This is a genomic window from Enterobacter sp. NFIX58 (assembly GCF_900110475.1).
Classification (GTDB): domain Bacteria; phylum Pseudomonadota; class Gammaproteobacteria; order Enterobacterales; family Enterobacteriaceae; genus Enterobacter; species Enterobacter quasiroggenkampii.
Genome location: NZ_FODW01000001.1, coordinates 609,764 through 628,257, shown reverse-complemented (window position 1 = coordinate 628,257; position 18,494 = coordinate 609,764). Strand labels below are relative to the sequence as shown.

General features: G+C 56.5%; 18 protein-coding genes. 8 read left to right on the top strand and 10 right to left on the bottom strand.

The annotated features are described in order from the left end of the window. Nucleotides 1-2: 2 nt before the first annotated feature. The 7 genes from cydB to BMW97_RS03040 form a co-directional block, all read right to left on the bottom strand. Nucleotides 3-1,013, bottom strand: a complete 1,011-nt coding sequence (cydB, locus tag BMW97_RS03070; protein WP_045910507.1) for a cytochrome d ubiquinol oxidase subunit II — start codon at nucleotides 1,011-1,013, stop codon at nucleotides 3-5. Next, nucleotides 1,013-2,416 carry a cytochrome ubiquinol oxidase subunit I gene (locus BMW97_RS03065; protein ID WP_045910508.1) on the bottom strand — a complete coding sequence of 468 codons (1,404 nt, stop codon included), beginning with the start codon at nucleotides 2,414-2,416 and terminating at the stop codon, nucleotides 1,013-1,015. The genes cydB and BMW97_RS03065 overlap by 1 nt, the downstream gene beginning before the upstream one ends. A 67-nt stretch (nucleotides 2,417-2,483) precedes the next feature. Then, nucleotides 2,484-3,356 (bottom strand): manganese catalase family protein, encoded by an 873-nt coding sequence (locus tag BMW97_RS03060; protein WP_008502274.1) that lies wholly within the window; start codon nucleotides 3,354-3,356, stop codon nucleotides 2,484-2,486. Nucleotides 3,357-3,373: 17 nt separating this feature from the next. Further along, entirely contained in the window at nucleotides 3,374-3,880 is a 507-nt protein-coding gene (locus tag BMW97_RS03055; protein WP_014883791.1) for a ferritin-like domain-containing protein, read from the bottom strand. Between the two features lie 25 nt (nucleotides 3,881-3,905). Continuing rightward, nucleotides 3,906-4,109: a hypothetical protein gene (locus BMW97_RS03050; protein ID WP_013096662.1), complete on the bottom strand. Its 204-nt coding sequence runs from the start codon at nucleotides 4,107-4,109 to the stop codon at nucleotides 3,906-3,908. Between the two features lie 23 nt (nucleotides 4,110-4,132). After that, complete coding sequence (locus BMW97_RS03045; protein ID WP_023311678.1) at nucleotides 4,133-4,627, bottom strand: YciE/YciF ferroxidase family protein; 495 nt, start codon at nucleotides 4,625-4,627, stop codon at nucleotides 4,133-4,135. 94 nt (nucleotides 4,628-4,721) lie between these two features. Continuing rightward, nucleotides 4,722-4,907, bottom strand: a complete 186-nt coding sequence (locus tag BMW97_RS03040; RefSeq protein ID WP_004150795.1) for a con-10 family general stress protein — start codon at nucleotides 4,905-4,907, stop codon at nucleotides 4,722-4,724. Between the two features lie 527 nt (nucleotides 4,908-5,434). On the opposite strand from BMW97_RS03040, the gene BMW97_RS03035 reads away from it, so the two are divergent. Together BMW97_RS03035 and BMW97_RS03030 are read left to right on the top strand one after the other, a co-directional pair. Continuing rightward, nucleotides 5,435-6,778 carry a 2-oxoadipate dioxygenase/decarboxylase HglS gene (locus BMW97_RS03035; RefSeq protein ID WP_045910509.1) on the top strand — a complete coding sequence of 448 codons (1,344 nt, stop codon included), beginning with the start codon at nucleotides 5,435-5,437 and terminating at the stop codon, nucleotides 6,776-6,778. A gap of 43 nt (nucleotides 6,779-6,821) precedes the next feature. After that, on the top strand, nucleotides 6,822-8,327 hold the full coding sequence (locus tag BMW97_RS03030; RefSeq protein WP_045910510.1) for a carboxylesterase/lipase family protein: 1,506 nt from the start codon (nucleotides 6,822-6,824) through the stop codon (nucleotides 8,325-8,327). Here the strand turns inward: BMW97_RS03030 and BMW97_RS03025 are convergent. Continuing rightward, on the bottom strand, nucleotides 8,314-9,156 hold the full coding sequence (locus BMW97_RS03025; protein WP_045910511.1) for a LysR family transcriptional regulator: 843 nt from the start codon (nucleotides 9,154-9,156) through the stop codon (nucleotides 8,314-8,316). The genes BMW97_RS03030 and BMW97_RS03025 overlap by 14 nt on opposite strands. Before the next feature lie 114 nt (nucleotides 9,157-9,270). On the opposite strand from BMW97_RS03025, the gene BMW97_RS03020 reads away from it, so the two are divergent. From BMW97_RS03020 to rimL, 4 genes are all read left to right on the top strand, one after another. Continuing rightward, nucleotides 9,271-10,440 (top strand): pyridoxal phosphate-dependent aminotransferase, encoded by a 1,170-nt coding sequence (locus BMW97_RS03020; protein ID WP_090392525.1) that lies wholly within the window; start codon nucleotides 9,271-9,273, stop codon nucleotides 10,438-10,440. Between the two features lie 22 nt (nucleotides 10,441-10,462). Next, nucleotides 10,463-11,236: a transporter substrate-binding domain-containing protein gene (locus BMW97_RS03015; protein WP_045910513.1), complete on the top strand. Its 774-nt coding sequence runs from the start codon at nucleotides 10,463-10,465 to the stop codon at nucleotides 11,234-11,236. Nucleotides 11,237-11,478: 242 nt separating this feature from the next. Then, the gene (locus BMW97_RS03010) at nucleotides 11,479-13,134 is read left to right on the top strand and encodes a glucan biosynthesis protein D (RefSeq protein WP_045910514.1); all 1,656 of its coding nucleotides are present in this window, start codon (nucleotides 11,479-11,481) and stop codon (nucleotides 13,132-13,134) included. Between the two features lie 102 nt (nucleotides 13,135-13,236). Beyond that, entirely contained in the window at nucleotides 13,237-13,776 is a 540-nt protein-coding gene (gene rimL, locus BMW97_RS03005; protein WP_045910515.1) for a 50S ribosomal protein L7/L12-serine acetyltransferase, read from the top strand. Here the strand turns inward: rimL and ydcK are convergent. Further along, the gene (gene ydcK / locus BMW97_RS03000; RefSeq protein WP_045910516.1) at nucleotides 13,771-14,751 is read right to left on the bottom strand and encodes a YdcK family protein; all 981 of its coding nucleotides are present in this window, start codon (nucleotides 14,749-14,751) and stop codon (nucleotides 13,771-13,773) included. The genes rimL and ydcK overlap by 6 nt on opposite strands. A 135-nt stretch (nucleotides 14,752-14,886) precedes the next feature. Between ydcK and tehB the strand changes: the two genes are divergently transcribed. After that, nucleotides 14,887-15,480: a tellurite resistance methyltransferase TehB gene (gene tehB / locus BMW97_RS02995; RefSeq protein ID WP_045910517.1), complete on the top strand. Its 594-nt coding sequence runs from the start codon at nucleotides 14,887-14,889 to the stop codon at nucleotides 15,478-15,480. Here tehB and pepT read toward each other — a convergent pair. Next, a complete protein-coding gene (gene pepT / locus BMW97_RS02990) occupies nucleotides 15,477-16,706 on the bottom strand; it encodes a peptidase T (protein WP_045910518.1) in 1,230 nt (409 codons plus the stop codon). The genes tehB and pepT overlap by 4 nt on opposite strands. Nucleotides 16,707-16,817: 111 nt before the next feature. Between pepT and BMW97_RS02985 the strand changes: the two genes are divergently transcribed. Then, a complete protein-coding gene (locus BMW97_RS02985; protein WP_090392523.1) occupies nucleotides 16,818-18,413 on the top strand; it encodes an ABC transporter substrate-binding protein in 1,596 nt (531 codons plus the stop codon). Nucleotides 18,414-18,494 lie beyond the last annotated feature (81 nt).

The window sequence follows — 18,494 nt, the reverse complement described above, 5'->3', positions numbered from 1 at the left end:
CCTCAGTGATAGCCTTCAGTATCCGAGACCTTGCCTCGGAAAACGTAGTAGCTCCAGGCGGTGTACACCAGGATCACCGGAATAATCAGTAACGTCCCAACCAGCATAAACAGCTGGCTGGCAGGCGGGGCTGCGGCCTCCCACAGGGTGATGCGCGGCGGAATAATATTTGGCCAGAGGCTGATGCCTAGCCCGCTAAACCCGAGGAAGATCAGCCCCAGCGTCAGCAGGAAAGGGCGCGCGTGGCTGTCCGGGTTGCGGGTCAGGCGCCAGATCAGCACGCTGAAGATACCGACCAGCAGAGGAACCGGCAGGAACCAGAAGAAGTTGGGCAGGGTAAACCAGCGGTCGGCGACGTACTGCCAGCCGAGCGGCGTCCAGACGCTGACTACCGCGATAACCACCATTAGCGCCAGCAGCACGTGGCGGGTCAGCTCACGCATGCGTTGTTGCAGCGCGCCTTCGCTTTTCATAATGAGCCAGGTGGTGCCCAGCAGCGTGTAGGCGACGACCAGACCGATGCCGCAGAAAAGGTTAAAGGGGGTGAGCCAGTCCAGCGCCGAGCCGACAAAGCGTCGGCCCTCCACGTCAAAGCCGTTGATCACCGCCCCCACCACCACGCCCTGGCTAAAGGTGGCGAGCAGGGAGCCGCCGGCAAAGGAGTAGTCCCAGAACCGGCGGTGTGAGGGTGTGGCTTTGAAGCGGAACTCAAAGGCGACGCCGCGAAAAATAAGGCCAATCAGCATTGCGGTGAGGGGGATCGTCAGCGCATCTATAATGACCGCGTAGGCCAGCGGAAACGCGCCGAACAGCCCCGCACCGCCGAGCACCAGCCAGGTCTCATTGCCGTCCCAGACGGGCGCTACGCTGTTGACCATCACATCGCGCTCTTTCGCATCGCCCACGAAGTTAAACAGCAGGCCAATGCCCAGATCGAAGCCATCCATAATGATGTACATCAGCGTGGCAAACACGATGATGGCAAACCAAATCACTGAGATATCGACGCCCATCAGATTCTCTCCTCTTCCGGAACAGACTCAGCGGCAGACAGCGGACGGGCAGGCGTGCCCGAGGTGTTTGACGTCAGCGTATCGACGGGCTGAGGTCCTTTCTTAATCAGCCGGATGAGATAAACATAGCCCACCCCAAACACGGATGAGTAGACGACGAAGAACGCCAGCAGGCTGATGCTCATCTGTAGGGTACTATGCAGCGATACCGCGTCGATGGTGCGCAGGTAGCCATAGACGACCCACGGCTGACGGCCCACTTCGGTTGTCACCCAGCCGGCAAGCAGCGCCAGCAGCCCGGCAGGCCCCATGCAGAGGGCAAACCACTGGAACGGACGCGAGTGGTAAAGTCGATGGCGATAGCGTAGCCAGAGGCTGACCAGACCAAGGGTAATCATCAGCAGTCCCATCCCGACCATCACGCGGAACGACCAGAAAACGATGGTCGAGTTGGGTCGATCCTCTTTCGGGAAGTCTTTCAGCGCCGGGACCTGCTTGTCCAGACTGTGCGTCAGGATCAGGCTGCCGAGCGCGGGGATCTCCAGGCCGTATTTGGTGCGCTCTTCCTCCATATCCGGCAGACCAAACAGCAGCAGCGGAGTGGCCTCGCCGGGGGGATTTTCCCAGTGGCCCTCAATGGCGGCAATTTTTGCCGGCTGATGTTCAAGCGTGTTAAGGCCGTGCATATCGCCCACTACCGCCTGAATGGGCGCGACCAGCAGCGCCATCCACATCGCCATCGAAAACATGGTGCGAACGGCGGGCGTATCGTTACCGCGCAGCAGATGCCATGCCCCCGATGCCCCGACAAACAGCGCGCTGCTCAGAAACGCGGCGATAGCCATATGAATAAGACGGTAAGGGAAGGAGGGGTTAAAGACGATGGCCAGCCAGTCCTGCGGGATCACCTGGCCGTTCTCGATAGTGAAACCCTGCGGCGTGTGCATCCAGCTGTTGGAGGCAAGGATCCAGAAGGTCGACATCAGCGTGCCGAGCGCCACCATGCAGGTCGAAAAGAAGTGCAGCCCCGGGCCGACCTTGTTCCAGCCGAACATCATGACGCCGAGGAATCCGGCCTCCAGGAAGAAGGCGGTCAACACCTCATAGGTCAGAAGCGGGCCGGTAATGCTGCCAGCGAACTGGGAGAACCCGCTCCAGTTGGTGCCAAACTGGTACGCCATCACCAGCCCGGAAACGACGCCCATGCCGAAGTTAACGGCAAATATCTTTAGCCAGAAGTGGTACAACGATCGCCAGACGTCGTTTTTGGTGCGCAGCCACATGCCCTCCAGCACCACCAGGTAGCTGGCGAGACCGATGGTGATTGCAGGAAACAGGATGTGGAACGAGACGGTAAAAGCGAACTGAATTCTGGCCAGATGAAACGCATCGAGTTCGAACATGGTCCGTACCTCTGAGACGATGGGGCACGCGAATTGCCGGGCAGTTCAGGCCTGCCCGGCAAACCGATTACGGTTTAGTCTTACCGGCACCCAGCTCGGCACCGGTCAGTGGGTCGGAATGTGGATCGGATTTCGTGCGGGCAGACATCGCCTTGACCAGGGTTGCCTGCTCGGTTGTGAGCGTGACGCTGGCACTGCCATCGCCGCCATCCACCGCAGGCTGGGGGGACTCAACGTAATCGAAATGTTTATCGCTGTTCCAGCTTCCGCGAACCTCTCCACCTTCAGACATATTGTAGTACTTGTTGGTGAATTCCTCGATTGGCGGCAGTTTTCCCGGCGGGAAATTATTACGGATGGACTGCAGCGCCTTCTCAAAGGAGAGCTGATGCGCCGCCTCACGCGTCATCAGAAACGCCAGCGCGTCCTTAACGCCGGGATCGTCAGTCACGTTGATCAGCCGTTCATAGATGATTTTCGCTCTGGCCTCTGCCGCCACGTTTGAGCGCAAGTCCGCCGTCGGCTCGCCGATGGTGTCGACGTAGGCCGCCGTCCAGGGCACGCCCGCCGAGTTGGTGAGCGGGGTACCGCCGCCGTAGAGCAGGGAGGTGATGTGGCTGTCATTGCCGTTTTCGGTCATGGAGCGATACAGCTCGGCCTCATTTTCCACCCCTTCCGCCAGCGCGCCCTTGGCCCCTTTATTCAGCATACCGACCAGGGTACCGATGATTTCGAGGTGGCTTAATTCCTCGGTCGCGATATCCATCAGCATATCCTTGCGGCCCGGATCGTCATCGCTCAACCCTTGCGTAAAGTAGCGGCAGGCGGCGGCCAGTTCACCCTGCGGTCCGCCAAATTGTTCCAGTAAAAGGTTGGCCAGGCCGGGATTCGGTTCGGCGACGCGAACCGTGTATTGCAGCTGTTTGACGTGTCGAAACATAGGCACTCTCCTGTGGATTATTTTTTCGCTTCGACACCCGATGCGTCTGAGCGCAGCAGGAACTGTTCCGTCGTTTGCGGGATATGGCGAATCAGCCAGTCGGCCATTTCGCGCTCTTCTGCGAGGATCGTCTCAATAGCGGGTATCGAAGCGGTGTCCCCGGCTTTTTTGGCCGCTGCCAGCAGGGAGGTATAGCAGGCGATTTCAAACTGTTCGAAAACATATCCGCTGATCGAGCCCTTCACGATTTCGTCTGAAGGGAACATGCCGCCGATGGATTGCCCCAGCGCCGCCATTTTGCTCATCGAGTCTTTTAAGACCGAACGAGAAATATCATTACGGTCGAGGATTTCCTCCAGCAATGTGATTTGCCGTTTTGTCTCATTAATATGCTGTTCAATTCTGGCGCGAACATCAGGATAATTATCGATACGGCTGGCCATGGATTCCAGCATAGATTCGGCTTGCTTTTCCATCGCATGGGCATCGCGTAGCCAGTCATGGTAGTGTTCTACGTGATTCATCATTGTATCCTCATTAGGGGTTCGCTTATTTGGTCTCACTTTCAGCAGCCTGATCGGCACGTGCGGCACTGTAGCCAGATAAATGGCCGACAATATTGGCATAGATACTGATGATAATGACCCATAGCACGCTGTTCTTCCACCATATTACGGAAGGGATAGCGAGTATGAACCATATTATAGCTGCCGTTAAATGGCACCGTTTAATTGTCCTGGGACTGATGCTCATTTTATTTAACCTGTGTTATTGCGTCATTTCTGCGCTTTTTGGTTAATATTTCCAACGGCCAGGTCGGTGAGTTTAAGGTCGGTCTCTTTTTCTTCTTCCAGCGTTTCGGCAAGAAGTTTAACGGCTTTTTTATAGCCCAGTTGTTCTGCTAATGTGGCAAGGGTACCGTAGCTGGCTATTTCGTAATGCTCAACTTTTTGTGCAGCAGCAATTAACGCGGCATCACGCACTTCATTTTTTTCCGTGCTTTCGATGACTTCGTTGGCTTCTTCAATTAAGCCTTCCATCGCCACGCACTTCATGCGTTTGATCTTAATACCGTCTTCCTGCTCGACGATCTGGTCGATACGTTCAATCTGACCTTGCGTCTCTTCAAGGTGTGCGGTAAAGGCGGCACTCAGCTTCTCGCTGGAGGCGGCACGGGCAAGTTTACTTAACGCTCGGGTAAGCTGCTTTTCCGCGCTGTAGGTATCCGACAGAAGATGAATAAATACATCCTCAACACTTTTCATATTCATAATAATTACGCTCCGGTAAAATAAAGAAAGGGTACTGCGAGCTTTTCAGCCCGCAGCATGCTCTCTGGTTTTATTAAAAGAATACTAAATAAGATCAGGAGTTATCAGACTTACGGCCTCCGCCGTGACTGTTCTGTCCCCCTTTCTTACCCGCTTCAGATGCGCGTTGCGGATCGTTTTTAAAATTACCACCGCTGTGCTGGCCACCTTTACGTCCAGCTTCTGATGCTTTTTCACGGTCTTCTGCGAAATTACCGGAACCACCACGATGCTCTGCCATATTAAACCTCATAGTCATATATTGGTTATGTCAGTACGATACGAAAATATTCCGTATCACTCGTCGTTCGAGTAATAACTCTAGTCGCTGTGCGTCATCCGTCAAATGCGTTTTGCTATTTGCGGCTGCGTTATTTTTAAATATTTGTAAATTTACGCTTCGCTTAAAATGGAAATATGGATAGGCAGGAGGGACTTGTAAACAGCCATTCGGATTAATCCTAACTTCGAACTAAAAATTTGAAAGGTGAGGAAAAAATAATGGCGCACTCAAATTGGTTAATTTGCAGTCAGAAAAAAAGCAAAAAATACTCCTTTATAGCTAGCAAGCGGAACCCTAAATAATTATAAGGAAAATCCTGGATAAAAACGTTCAGGTCGAAAGGGCGGTTTCGTTCGGACCTGTTCAGGGACCAGTAGCACACGGTTTGACCACTGTCGTCTTAAGATCACAAATCAGAAATTCTTCCCCCCGGAAGGAACGGGTTTCTCTACACTCCAGGTAATATTCACTGGAGGCATGACATCATGGCGAACACCATCACGGCTGATGACATTCGGGAACACTTTTCGCAGGCTATGTCGGCGATGTACCAGCAGGAAGTTCCGCAGTACGGCACCTTGCTCGAACTGGTTGCGGACGTAAACCTGGCGGTGCTGGAAAATAACCCACTATTACATGAACAACTGGCAAACGCCGATGAGCTTGCGCGCCTGAACGTGGAGCGGCACGGGGCGATCCGCGTTGGCACAGCACATGAACTTTCAACCCTGCGTCGTATGTTTGCCATTATGGGGATGTACCCGGTCAGCTATTACGATCTCTCCCAGGCGGGGGTGCCGGTCCACTCAACGGCGTTTCGCCCGATCGATGATGCGGCGCTGTGCCGTAATCCGTTCCGTATCTTTACGTCGCTGCTGCGCCTTGAGCTGATTGACAACGTCGCGCTGCGCGAACGGGCGGCGGAAATCCTCTCTCACCGAAACATCTTTACCCCGCGCTGCCTGGCGCTGCTCGATCTGTATGAATCTGAGGGGCAGTTTACTGACGAACAGGCGCACGAGTTTGTGCAGGAAGCGCTGGAAACCTTCCGCTGGCACCGTCATGCGACGGTCGATCAGGAAACCTATCAGGCGCTGCATAACGAGCATCGCCTGATTGCCGATGTGGTCTGCTTCCCGGGCTGCCATATTAACCACCTCACGCCGCGCACGCTGGATATTGACCGGGTGCAGGAGCTGATGCCGAAGTACGGTATCGAGCCGAAAATTTTGATTGAAGGGCCGCCGCGTCGCGAGGTGCCCGTCCTGCTGCGTCAAACCAGCTTTAAAGCCCTGGAAGAGCCGGTGCTGTTTGCCGGGGAACATAAGGGCACCCACACTGCGCGCTTCGGTGAGATTGAGCAGCGCGGCGTGGCGCTGACCCCGAAAGGGCGTGAACTGTACGATAGCCTGCTTTCCCAGGCCGGTACCGGCAAAGATAACCTGACGCATCAGCTGCATCTGCGGGAGATCTTTAGCGCCTTCCCGGACAGTGAACTGCTAATGCGCCGTCAGGATCTGGCGTATTTCCGCTACCGTCTGACGCCTGCGGGTGAAGCGCATCGCCATGCGTTCCGGCCGGGCGATGATCCGCAGCCGCTAATAGAGCGCGGATGGGTGGTCGCTCAGCCGATCACCTACGAAGATTTCCTCCCGGTTAGCGCCGCCGGGATATTCCAGTCCAATCTCGGGAATGAAACCCAGGCCCGTAGCCACGGCAACGCCAGCCGCGATGCGTTTGAAGACGCTCTGGGCTGCCCGGTGTATGACGAGTTCACGCTCTACCAGGAGGCTGAAACCCGCAGCAAACAGCGTTGCGGTTTGCTCTGAAATCGTTACTCTGCTGGGGTGTGATGGAAAAAATAAGGTCGTTATGCAAAATCCTTCCGCCCCTGTGGTTGAAACGCGCCAGGGCGCACTGTCTGGTTTAACCGATGAAAATGTCCACGTCTGGTGCGGCATTCCCTACGCCGCACCGCCCGTGGGCGAGTGGCGCTGGCGCTCCCCGCGGCCCCCTGAGCCGTGGGATGGCGTTCGCCAGGCTACTACCTTTTCGGCCTCAAGCTGGCAAAGCAGCGAATATTGTCAGGAGCTGGGCGGGGGCGATCCCGGTCAGTTCTCGGAAGACTGTCTTTATCTGAACGTCTGGTCCCCCAAAGAGCGCGCCGGGGCGCTTCCGGTTATGGTCTGGCTGCACGGGGGCGGGTTTACGATTGGCGCAGGCGGCCTGCCGCCTTATAACGGCAAATCGCTGGCCACACGCGGGGTGGTTGTGGTGACGATTAACTATCGTCTCGGCCATCTCGGCTTTTTCGCCCATCCCGCGCTGGAAGGCGAGGAAGATCGCGTGGTGCATAATTTTGCCCTGCTGGATCAGATCGCGGCCCTCGAATGGGTTAGGGACAATATCACCGCATTTGGTGGCGACCCCGCTAACGTGACCCTGTTTGGCGAATCCGCCGGTGCGCGCAGCGTGCTCTCTCTGCTGGCATCGCCCCTGGCGGCTGACTTGTTCCACAAGGCGATTGTGCAAAGCGGGTATACCTTGCCGGACACGCCGCGTGAACAGGCGCTGCAAAAAGGGGAGGCGCTGGCCGCCCATTTTGGCCTGGAGAAGGCGACTGCTGAGCAGCTGCGCGCCATTTCGCCGGACGCGTTCTGGCCGCTCACCGCGCCGCTGAACGTCGCCCCGGCGCCCATCGTCGGGGACTGCGTTCTGCCCGAAGCGATGCTGGACGTCTTTTTCGCTGCCCGCCAGCATCCCGTACCGGTGATGATTGGGTCGAACAGCGATGAGGCCAGCGTGATGGCGGTGTTTGGCATCGATCTCGCCGGGCAAATCCAGAAGCTCCGCCGGGAGCGACGCTTCGGGCTGGGGCTGATTAAGCTGCTCTATCCGGGCGTCAAGGGCGATGAGGAGTTGGGCAGGCAGGTATGCCGCGACATGGCGTTCACCACGATGGGCTATGTCGTGATGCAGGCGCAGCAGCGCGTCGGCGGACTGTGCTGGCGTTACTGGTTTGACTATGTCGCGGAAGCAGAACATGCCACCTATATCAACGGCGCCTGGCACGGCAATGAGGTGCCCTACGTCTTCGATACACTCGGCCAGGTGGAGCCTTCACGCCAGTATGTCAACGAACGGGATTTACAGTTTGCTGCCCACGTGGCCGATTACTGGGTGAGCTTTGCGCGAGATGCAGGGCCTCGTGAGATCCTGCCAGGGCCGACGCACTGGCCCGCATGCCGAAAAGGGCGGGATGTTTTGTTACGCATTGGCGTGAATAAACATGCAGGATTCCGGCTTGAAAACCGCTTTATGCGCGCCCGCATGAGCCTCTTCAAACGGGTAATGAAGCACCACGTCAGCCTCGATTAAGCAAACAGGCGCGAAACGCCGCCAGTCCATTTTCCTCGCCTGGCGTTTCGCGCAGCACCAGCCGGTAGCTCGCGCCGGTTTTTATGCTGGTTTCATAAGGCCGCATCAGTCTTCCCGCGCGGACATCTTCGGCCACCAGCGTTTCGTCGGCAATGGCCACGCCCAGCCCCTGAATGGCGGCCGTGATGGCGAGATCCATCGTGTCGAAGTGTTGATTTTTGTGCATGGCAAAGCCCGGACCTTCCTGTTTCGTCAGCCACAGCGACCAGTCTGTCTTATCCCTTGTGGGGTGCAGGAACGTCAGCGATCCCAGCGCTGTACCCGTCCGCACCGGGCTTATCACCGGGGTGAGCGCCTCTTCGAACAGCAGGTCGCCTGCGCTCATGTGCGTGCCGAACACGATGGCCGCGTCGTAAGATTCGGTTTTGAAGTTGACGTTGTGATCGGTGGTGGTGGTCAGGGCGATCTGCAGATCCGGCTGCTCACGCTCCACCTCCAGCAGGCGCGGCACCAGCCAGCGCATGGCACAGGTGGGCGCCTTGAGCCGGATCACGGTCTGCTGGCTGCGGGCCTGGTCGGCCACGGTCAGCAAGTGTTCGAAAGCAGACTGCAGTTCCGGGAGCAGGGCGCTGCCTTGCGAAGAGAGGCGCAGGCCGCGTGCGTGGCGTTCAAAAAGCGGAAAGCCAAACCACGCTTCGAGGGAGGCTATCTTGCGGCTCACGGCCCCCTGCGTCAGGCAAAGTTCTGCGGCAGCATGGGTCAGATTCAGGTGACGCGCGGTGACTAAAAATGCGTCGATGGCATTAAGCGGGAGCGAACGGCGCGACATGGAAACACCTCAGCTATGCATTTTTCTCATGGCTATTATGACAACAATTCGATTGTCCCGACAACAGAGATGTTGTTTGAATAGTTATGCAATGTCCATGAGAAGGGAAAGAGGATGACTTTACGAACGCCAGTGCAAACGCGCTCTAAACTGCCCGATGTGGGCACCACCATTTTTACCGTTATCGGCCAGCTCTCGGCGCAGCATAACGCGATTAACCTTTCTCAGGGAGCACCGAATTTTTCCTGCGACCCGAAGCTTGTTGCGGGCGTTACCTGCGCAATGGAGGCGGGGCATAACCAGTATGCGTCGATGACCGGTCTGCAGCCGCTCAAAGAGCGTATTGCCGATAAAATTGCCACCCTATACGGCACGCGATATGACCCGGCCAGCGAGGTGCTGGTGACCGCCAGCGCCAGCGAAGGGCTCTATTCGGCAATCAGCGGGCTGGTGCACCCGGGTGATGAGGTGATCTACTTCGAGCCGTCATTTGACAGCTACGCGCCGATTGTCCGTCTGCAGGGGGCAACGCCGATTGCCATCAAGCTCACCGTGCCGGATTTTGCCGTCAACTGGGACGAAGTCCGGGCTGCCATCTCCCCGCGCACGCGCATGATCATCATCAATACGCCGCACAACCCGAGCGGCCAGGTTTTTTCAGCCAACGACCTGCAGCAGCTGGCGGCGCTGACGCGCAATACCGACATCATCATTTTGTCTGACGAAGTGTATGAACACGTGGTGTTTGACGGTGAGCCGCACCACGGGATGGCCACGCACCCGCAGCTGGCGGAGCGTAGCGTGATTATTTCTTCTTTCGGAAAAACCTATCACGTCACCGGCTGGCGCGTGGGTTACTGTGTTGCACCGGCGGTGCTGATGGACGAGATTTGTAAAGTCCATCAATTTTTAATGTTTTCTGCCGATACGCCAATGCAGCACGCGTTTGCTGAACATATGGTCGACCCGCAAACCTGGCTGTCGCTGTCGGCGTTTTACCAGCGCAAGCGCGATCTGCTGCAGAGTCTGCTGGCCGATTCGCCATTTACGCTGCTGCCCAGCGCCGGATCGTTCTTCATGCTGGCGGACTACAGCCAATTCAGCAACGAGCGCGACAGCGAGCTGGTGAAACGGCTGATCGTTGAGTACGGTGTTGCCACCATTCCGCTGTCGGCGTTTTATGCGGACGGTACGGATAATAAATTGATTCGTCTCTCTTTTGCGAAAGATGAGGCGACGTTACGGGCAGGTGCCCAAGCCCTGTGTCGGGTTAAACCACGCTGAGATAGGCTCTGAGGAGTTTGAGATGAAAATACGCGCGCTAGTTGTCGGCATGGGATTGCTGTGTACCTTTTCCTCCTTCGCGGCGTCCGAGCTGCGTTACGGTCTGGAAGCCGAATATCCGCCGTTTGAAAGCCGCAATGCGGCAGGCGAACTGGAAGGGTTTGACGTTGAGCTGGGGAATGCCATCTGCAAAGCGGCAGCGCTGAAGTGCAGCTGGGTGGAAACCTCGTTTGATGCGCTGATCCCGGGCCTGGTGGCGAAGAAATTCGACGCCATCAACTCGGCGATGAATATCACCGAGCAGCGCCGCAAGAGCATTGATTTTACCCAGCCGATTTACCGTATTCCGTCGCAGCTGGTCGGCAAGGCCGGCACGGCGGTTGAGGCAACCCCAGAAGGGCTGAAGGAGAAAACCATTGGCGTGCTGCAGGGCTCCATTCAGGAAACCTATGCCAAAGAGCACTGGGAAAAGCAGGGTGTCACCGTGGTGTCGTATAAAGATCAGAATATGGCCTGGGGCGATCTGCTGAATGGCCGTATCGACGCCTCGCTGGTCATGTCCGCGGCCGGGCAGGCAGGTTTCCTCAGCAAGCCGCAGGGGAAAGGGTTTGGCTTCATCGGCAAGCCGGTGTCTGACGACACTATCCTCGGCAGTGGGATCGGCTTTGGGTTGCGTAAAGGTGACGAGGCCACCAAAAAGCAGCTTGATGCCGCAATTGATAAAGTACGTGCCGACGGCACGATCGCCAAACTCGCTGATAAGTACTTCCCGGGTATCGATGTCAGCGTAAAATAACCGCCTCATTCGCCCCGTCAGCTGATGTCCTGACGGGGCATTTTTATACACATTTTCCAGGCTTTCTTTACACCACTTTCGGGCCGTTCTGGTCGACAGAAAATATTTCTCACTTTGTTCAGATAATCACCGGCCAACAATTGGATTCTTAACCATTTTTGTTTAGGCTGTGCGTTCTTTCTTGCCGTCATTTCGCCGAGCGCGAAACACATTCACACGACCATAAGGACGTTTTTCCAGGCATGAATCGCAGACGTTTTCTAAAAGGCTCGCTGGCAGTGGCAGCCCTGAGCGGCACATCCGGCCTTGCTTCCCTGTTTTCCAAAGCGGCTTACGCTGCTGACTCTGACATTGCTGACGGCCAGAGCCGTCGTTTTGACTTCTCCGTCCTGCAATCCATGGCGCATGACCTGGCGAAAACCCCGTGGGGTGGTGCGCCGCGCCCGCTGCCGGAGACGCTGGCCACGATGACGCCGCAGGCGTACAACGCCATCCGCTACGATGAAAAACAGTCACTGTGGAACAACATTGAAGGGCGTCAGCTGGACGTGCAGTTCTTCCATATGGGAATGGGGTTCCGCCGTCGCGTGCGGATGTTCTCACTGGACCAGTCCACCTCTATGGCGCGCGAGATCCACTTCCGTCCGGAGCTGTTCAGCTACGGTGAAACGGGGGTGGATACCAAACAGCTGGAAGGGCAAAGCGATCTCGGCTTTGCGGGCTTCCGCGCGTTTAAGGCGCCGGAGCTGGCGCGTCGCGATATCGTCTCTTTCCTGGGCGCGAGCTATTTCCGCGCAGTGGATGACACTTACCAGTACGGCCTTTCCGCCCGCGGCCTGGCGGTAGATACCTTTACCGACACGCCGGAAGAGTTCCCGGACTTTACCTCCTTCTGGTTTGAGACCGTCAAGCCCGGCGACACGACCTTTACCGTCTATACGCTGCTCGACAGCCCGAGCATCACGGGTGCCTATAAATTCGTGATCCACTGCGAGAAGAGTCAGGTGATCATGGAGGTGGAAAACCACCTCTTCGCGCGTAAGGACATCAAGCAGCTCGGCATCGCGCCGATGACCAGCATGTTCAGCTGCGGTAATAACGAACGCCGCATGTGTGACACTATTCACCCGCAAATCCATGACTCCGACCGCCTGGCGATGTGGCGCGGCAACGGGGAGTGGATCTGTCGTCCGCTGAACAACCCGCAGAAGCTGCAGTTCAATGCCTATATGGACAAAAACCCGAAAGGGTTCGGTCTGCTGCAGCTCGATCGCGATTTCTCGCACTATCAGGACGTGATGGGATGGTACAACAAGCGTCCAAGCCTGTGGGTGGAACCGCGTAACGACTGGGGTAAAGGCGCGGTTGGCCTGATGGAGATCCCGACCACCGGTGAAACGCTGGATAACGTGGTCTGCTTCTGGCAGCCGGAAAAAGCCGTCAAAGCGGGCGACGAGCTGGACTTTAAATATCGCCTCTACTGGAGCGCGATGCCGCCGGTGCGCTCCCCGCTGGCCAACGTCTATGCCACCCGTACCGGCATGGGCGGCTTCCCGGAAGGCTGGGCGCCGGGCGAAAACTACCCGAAAGTGTGGGCCCGTCGCTTTGCCATCGACTTCGTCGGCGGCGACCTGAAGGCTGCTGCGCCAAAAGGCATCGAGCCGGTGATTACGCTCTCCAGCGGTGAAGCGAAGCAGGTAGAGATCCTCTACGTTGAGCCGTTTGACGGCTATCGCATTCTGTTTGACTGGTACCCGACGTCAGATTCGACGGAACCGGTGGATATGCGCCTGTTCCTGCGCTGCCAGGGCGATGCCATCAGTGAAACCTGGCTGTACCAGTATTTCCCACCGGCGCCGGATAAACGTCAGTATGTTGACGACCGGGTAATGCGTTAACTTTTGTGGGATTGTGCCGGGTGGCGGCTTCGCCTTACCCGGCGTACGTTTCAGTACTGTAGGCCCGGTAAGCGCAGCGCCACCGGGCGATGACGAGGCACCATGACATCTGAAGTCATCCCCGTTTCACAACACATCGAACTACGTTCCGTCGAAGAGCGCTACACCTCCGACCTGCACAATCTCGTCGTCAAAAACAGAGCCTTTCTGCAAACCGCCTTTGACTGGGCGCAGCACGTGGGCAGCGAAGAGGATACCCGCCGCAACGTGCAGAGCAACCAGATGCTGCACCAGCGCGGCTACGCCAAAATGTTTCTGATCTTCAAGGATGATGCGCTGGTTGGCGTGCTGTCGTTCAACACCATTGAACCGACCAACAAAGCCGGCTACATCGGCTACTGGCTGGATGAAGCCCACCAGGGTCAGGGCATTCTCTCTCAGTCACTGCAGGCGTTTATGCGCTACTACGCTGAACGCGGGGAGATCCGTCGTTTTGTGATCAAGTGTCGGGTGGCGAATCAGCACAGCAACAGCGTTGCCGTGCGCAACGGTTTTACGCTGGAAGGGTACCTGCGGGAAGCGGAATACCTGAATGGCCGCTTTGACGATGTCAATATCTACGGCCGGATCTATACCCTATAACGCGCCCAGCAGCGGCGTGCGGGTGATGCGCTGGTCGCCGTTAATCACTTTTTCGCCGCGCAGGTGAATGCTCTCGCCGGCAAACGCTTCAATGACCGCATCGTCGGTGATTTCAACCCGGTGCTCGATAAGCACATCTCCGCTGATGCGCGCGCGCCCCTGGATCACCACTTTATCATCCAGCATGATCGGCCCGCCGCGCAGCCAGGCGTGCCCGCCAATCAGGACGTGATGCTTGATGACGCAGTTGCCTTCGACCACGGCATTCTCCGCAATCTGCGAGCTGTAGCGCACCGTCGGGATGGCATCGTCGTCAAACCCGGCTATCACCCGGGCGTTACCATAGACTTTAGCGCAGTCGCACACCCAGACGTTGTTCAGTTCGTTACCCTCCAGGATCGCGTTGTCGAAGACTTCGGCCCGGTGTTCAATAAAGGCAAAATTGACCATCGCCTCGCCGTAGATTTGCGCCTGGTGCACAATCCGCGACTGGCTCACCGTAGCCTTGTCGTAAATTTGCAGGATCTGTTCATGGTCCGGCGTCAGCCCTTTGGCGGCAATGACCACGCTGTGATGCAGCACGCGCGCGTCGCCGTAGATATGACACTCGCCCCGTACGCAGGATTGCTGAATGGTGACGTTGTCACTTATTCGCGCCCCGTGGCTGACCTCCACGCCGTCCAACCAGCAGCTGTCGCCGATGTGCGCGTCATGGCTAATGATGCACGGCAGGGTAAGACGTGCGTTGCCGGAGACGACTGCCCCCGCGAACACCACGCTGTTTTCATCGTAGATCCAGCAGTCGCCGTCCTGCGCGAGGGCGCGCTCATCGTCAATCCAGCCGCCTCTCGTGCCGACTGTCACGTCGTTAAAGTCCGCCGTGGCGATAATCTGCCGCAGCGTGGTGGCGTGGGTGATTTCGCCGTTTTTCCATTGCCAGAGGCGTGTCTCGTCGCTAAGGCGATATTTGTTCATCTTCATGTCTCTGATAAGCGTCTTCACTAAACGTAGCAAAGTTTTCGCATTTCGAGCGGCTTGGCAACCAGACGGTAAACGCCTTAAAATGGCATGTAAAATACACTTTCACTTTATGCGAATGCAGGAAAAATAATGACCGTCGATGAGAATTACTTCACAGAGAAATATGGCTTAACCCGTACCCATTCAGAGGTGCTGTACAGCGCGGAGATTGTGAAGCCCGGTAAAACGCTGGATCTGGGCTGCGGCAACGGCCGTAACAGCCTGTACCTTGCGGCCAACGGGTACGATGTGACCGCGTGGGACAAGAACCCGATGAGCATCGACAATATCGAGCGCATCAAGGCGGAAGAAGGGATCGCTAATCTGCATACCGCGATTAAGGATCTCAACAACCTGAGCTTTGACGGCCAGTACGATTTTGTTCTCTCTACCGTGGTGATGATGTTCCTGGAGGCAAAAACCATCCCGGGCCTTATCGCCAATATGCAGCGCTGCACGACGCCGGGCGGTTACAATCTGATCGTTGCCGCCATGGATACGGCAGACTACCCCTGCACGGTCGGCTTCCCGTTTGCCTTTAGGAGCGGTGAGCTGAGCAACTACTACGAAGGCTGGGAGTTGCTCAAATACAACGAGGACGTTGGCGAACTGCACCGCACTGATGAAAACGGCAATCGCATCAAGCTGCGCTTTGCCACGATGCTGGCACGGAAGCCCGCTTAACGGGCGGCCAGCAGGCAGATCTGCAGGGCAGTCTTATAAGACGCTTCAAACGACGACAGCGGCAGGAATTCAAACTTCGAGTGGAAGTTATGCGCCCCGGTGAAGAAGTTCGGGGTGAGTAGCCCTTTAGCCGAGAGCGCCGCGCCGTCGGTGCCGCCGCGCATTGGCGTCGGTTTCGGCGTGATGCCGAGCGATTCCATCGCCTCGAACATCAGATCGATTGCACGCCGGTCTTCGCCAATCGCATTGCTGATATTGCTGTAGGTATCTTCAATGCGATAGTCCACTCTGGCCGTCGGATATTGGGCGGCAATCAGCGCGGCTACGTCGGCAATCTGCTGCTTGCGCGCGGCAAAGCTCTCCTTGTCAAAGTCGCGGATATTGGCCTTAAGAACGGCCTCGTTCTGTCCGGCCTGAATGCCGTTAAACCAGATATAGCCTTCACGTCCCTCGGTGCACTCGGGCGTTTGCTGGCGGTCAAATTGGCTAATGTAATCAGTCGCCATCAGCAGGGGATTCACCAGCACGCCTTTGGCGGACATCGGGTGCGCCGTCACGCCGGTAAAACGGATTTCCGCGGCTGCCGCATTAAAGTTCTCGTAGACAATCTCACCGAGCTCGCAGCAGTCAATGGTCCAGGCAAAGTCGACGTCGAAGCGCTTTAGATCCAGCGCCTTGGCACCGTTCAGGCCGATCTCTTCGTCAGGCACAAACGCCACGACGATATCGCCATGCCGGTGCTCCGCCGTCAGGTTTTCCAGCACCGTCATGACCACCGTGACCGCCGATTTATTATCGGCGCCCAATACGCTGGTTCCGTCGCTGAAAATAATCTCCTCGTTCGGATAAGCCAGAATTTCGGGATGCTCCTTTACCCGTAGCCAGATGTCTTTCTCTTTATTCAGACAGAGATCTTCACCGGTAAACGTTAATATTTGTGGATGAATATCCGGTGAAAGTCCCACGTCGACGGTATCAATATGGGTAATAAAGCCGATGCGCGGCGCACCGGGCACGTTGCCTTTTTTAATCGCCGTCACCGTGGCGAATTCATCAATAACAATGTCGTCTAACCCCAGTTGTGCCAGCTCCTGCGCCAGCTCGCGCGCCATGTCATGCTGGCCCGGCGTTGAGGGCAGGGTTTTGACTTTGGGATCGCTCTGGCTGGTGATCGCGAGATAGCGGAAAAAACGGTGCGTTAATTGTCTGGAAAGCGGCGAGCCCATAGTGATTTATTCCTTATTTATTTTTCAGGTGTTTGCCACATCACTTTAATGTTATTTATGAAATGGCAAAAGAATTAATTAGCCGTCGAATTAAAAAGACAGGAATAAATGATGACAAGCAAACTCACAACTTTCACATTGGCGCTCGCGGCACTCACGGTCAGTTCCGCTGTCGCTGCGAAAACGCTGGTGTATTGCTCCGAAGGATCGCCGGAAAACTTTAACCCTCAGATTTACACCTCGGGAACCAGCGTCGACGCCAGCGCCGTGCCGGTCTATAACCGTCTGGTCGATTTCAAACCTGGTACCACGGAGCTGGTGCCGAGCCTGGCGGAGCGCTGGGAGGTGAGCGACGACGGCAAGGTTTACACCTTCCATCTGCGCAAGGGCGTGAAGTTCCAGAGCAATAAATCCTTCACGCCGACCCGTGACTTTAACGCCGACGACGTGATCTTCTCGTTTATGCGGCAAAAAGACGTGAATCATCCCTACCACAACGTCTCTAACGGCAGCTATTCCAACTTCGAAAGCCTGGAGTTCGGCAGCCTGATTACCGCCATTGATAAAGTCGATGACCACACCGTGCGCTTTACCCTGGCGCACCCGGAAGCGCCGTTTGTCGCCGATCTGGCCTGGTATTTTGCCTCGATCCTATCAGCGGAGTATGCCGACGCGATGCTGAAAGCGGGCACGCCGGAGAAGGTGGATATGGGACCCATCGGCACCGGGCCGTTTAAGCTGGCGCAGTATCAGAAGGATTCCCGGATCCTGTTCACGGCGTTTGCCGACTACTGGCAGGGGAAATCGAAGCTGGACAGGCTGGTGTTTAGCATCACCCCGGATGCCTCCGTGCGTTTTGCCAAAATTGAGAAGAACGAATGTCAGGTGATGCCGTTCCCGAACCCGGCCGATCTGCCGCGCATGAAGGCCAACAAAGATATCAACCTGATGAGCAAGGCCGGACTGAATACCGGCTTCCTGGCGTTCAATACGCAGAAGCCGCCGCTGGATAACGTGAAGGTCCGTCAGGCGCTGGCGATGGCCATCAACAAACCGGCCATTATTGATGCGGTGTTCCACGGTACCGGCACTGTGGCGAAGAATCTGCTGCCGCCGGGCGTCTGGAGTGCCGACAGCGAGCTTAAGGATTACGACTACGATCCTGAAAAAGCCAAAGCGCTGCTGAAAGAAGCCGGTTTTGCCAGCGGCGTCAGCATCGATTTATGGGCGATGCCGGTTCAGCGTCCCTATAACCCGAATGCGAAACGCATGGCGGAGATGATTCAGGCGGACTGGGCGAAAATTGGCGTACAGACCAAAATCGTTACCTACGAATGGGGCGAGTATCTGAAACGCGTGAAGGGCGGAGAGCATCAGGCCGCGCTGATGGGCTGGACGACGGCCACCGGCGATCCGGATAACTTCTTCGGCCCGCTCTTTACCTGCACCTCGGCGAACGGCGGATCAAACTCGGCGAAATGGTGCTACAAGCCCTTCGATAGCCTCATTGCCGAGGCGAAATCGATAACCGATCATGATAAGCGCGTGGCGTTGTATAAAGAGGCGCAGCAGATGATGCATGACCAGATGCCTGCGGTGATGATTGCGCATTCAACGATTTTCGAACCGGTACGCAAGGAGGTGAAGGGCTATGAAATCGACCCGTTTGGCAAACATCTGTTCTGGCAAGTGGATATAAATCAGTAATTTTTCACTGCCCGGCTTGCGTCCGGGCAATCTTTTTGCAATTTGTGCTCACCGCATCATTTTTTGTCACAACAAACCCGC

Bases quoted from the DNA above. Each gene is read 5' to 3' on its own strand.
- cydB (WP_045910507.1), bottom strand. From the start codon at position 1,013: ATGGGCGTCGATATCTCAGTGATTTGGTTTGCCATCATCGTGTTTGCC.
- BMW97_RS03065 (WP_045910508.1), bottom strand. From the start codon at position 2,416: ATGTTCGAACTCGATGCGTTTCATCTGGCCAGAATTCAGTTCGCTTTT.
- BMW97_RS03060 (WP_008502274.1), bottom strand. From the start codon at position 3,356: ATGTTTCGACACGTCAAACAGCTGCAATACACGGTTCGCGTCGCCGAA.
- BMW97_RS03055 (WP_014883791.1), bottom strand. From the start codon at position 3,880: ATGAATCACGTAGAACACTACCATGACTGGCTACGCGATGCCCATGCG.
- BMW97_RS03050 (WP_013096662.1), bottom strand. From the start codon at position 4,109: ATGAGCATCAGTCCCAGGACAATTAAACGGTGCCATTTAACGGCAGCT.
- BMW97_RS03045 (WP_023311678.1), bottom strand. From the start codon at position 4,627: ATGAATATGAAAAGTGTTGAGGATGTATTTATTCATCTTCTGTCGGAT.
- BMW97_RS03040 (WP_004150795.1), bottom strand. From the start codon at position 4,907: ATGGCAGAGCATCGTGGTGGTTCCGGTAATTTCGCAGAAGACCGTGAA.
- BMW97_RS03035 (WP_045910509.1), top strand. From the start codon at position 5,435: ATGGCGAACACCATCACGGCTGATGACATTCGGGAACACTTTTCGCAG.
- BMW97_RS03030 (WP_045910510.1), top strand. From the start codon at position 6,822: ATGCAAAATCCTTCCGCCCCTGTGGTTGAAACGCGCCAGGGCGCACTG.
- BMW97_RS03025 (WP_045910511.1), bottom strand. From the start codon at position 9,156: ATGTCGCGCCGTTCGCTCCCGCTTAATGCCATCGACGCATTTTTAGTC.
- BMW97_RS03020 (WP_090392525.1), top strand. From the start codon at position 9,271: ATGACTTTACGAACGCCAGTGCAAACGCGCTCTAAACTGCCCGATGTG.
- BMW97_RS03015 (WP_045910513.1), top strand. From the start codon at position 10,463: ATGAAAATACGCGCGCTAGTTGTCGGCATGGGATTGCTGTGTACCTTT.
- BMW97_RS03010 (WP_045910514.1), top strand. From the start codon at position 11,479: ATGAATCGCAGACGTTTTCTAAAAGGCTCGCTGGCAGTGGCAGCCCTG.
- rimL (WP_045910515.1), top strand. From the start codon at position 13,237: ATGACATCTGAAGTCATCCCCGTTTCACAACACATCGAACTACGTTCC.
- ydcK (WP_045910516.1), bottom strand. From the start codon at position 14,751: ATGAACAAATATCGCCTTAGCGACGAGACACGCCTCTGGCAATGGAAA.
- tehB (WP_045910517.1), top strand. From the start codon at position 14,887: ATGACCGTCGATGAGAATTACTTCACAGAGAAATATGGCTTAACCCGT.
- pepT (WP_045910518.1), bottom strand. From the start codon at position 16,706: ATGGGCTCGCCGCTTTCCAGACAATTAACGCACCGTTTTTTCCGCTAT.
- BMW97_RS02985 (WP_090392523.1), top strand. From the start codon at position 16,818: ATGACAAGCAAACTCACAACTTTCACATTGGCGCTCGCGGCACTCACG.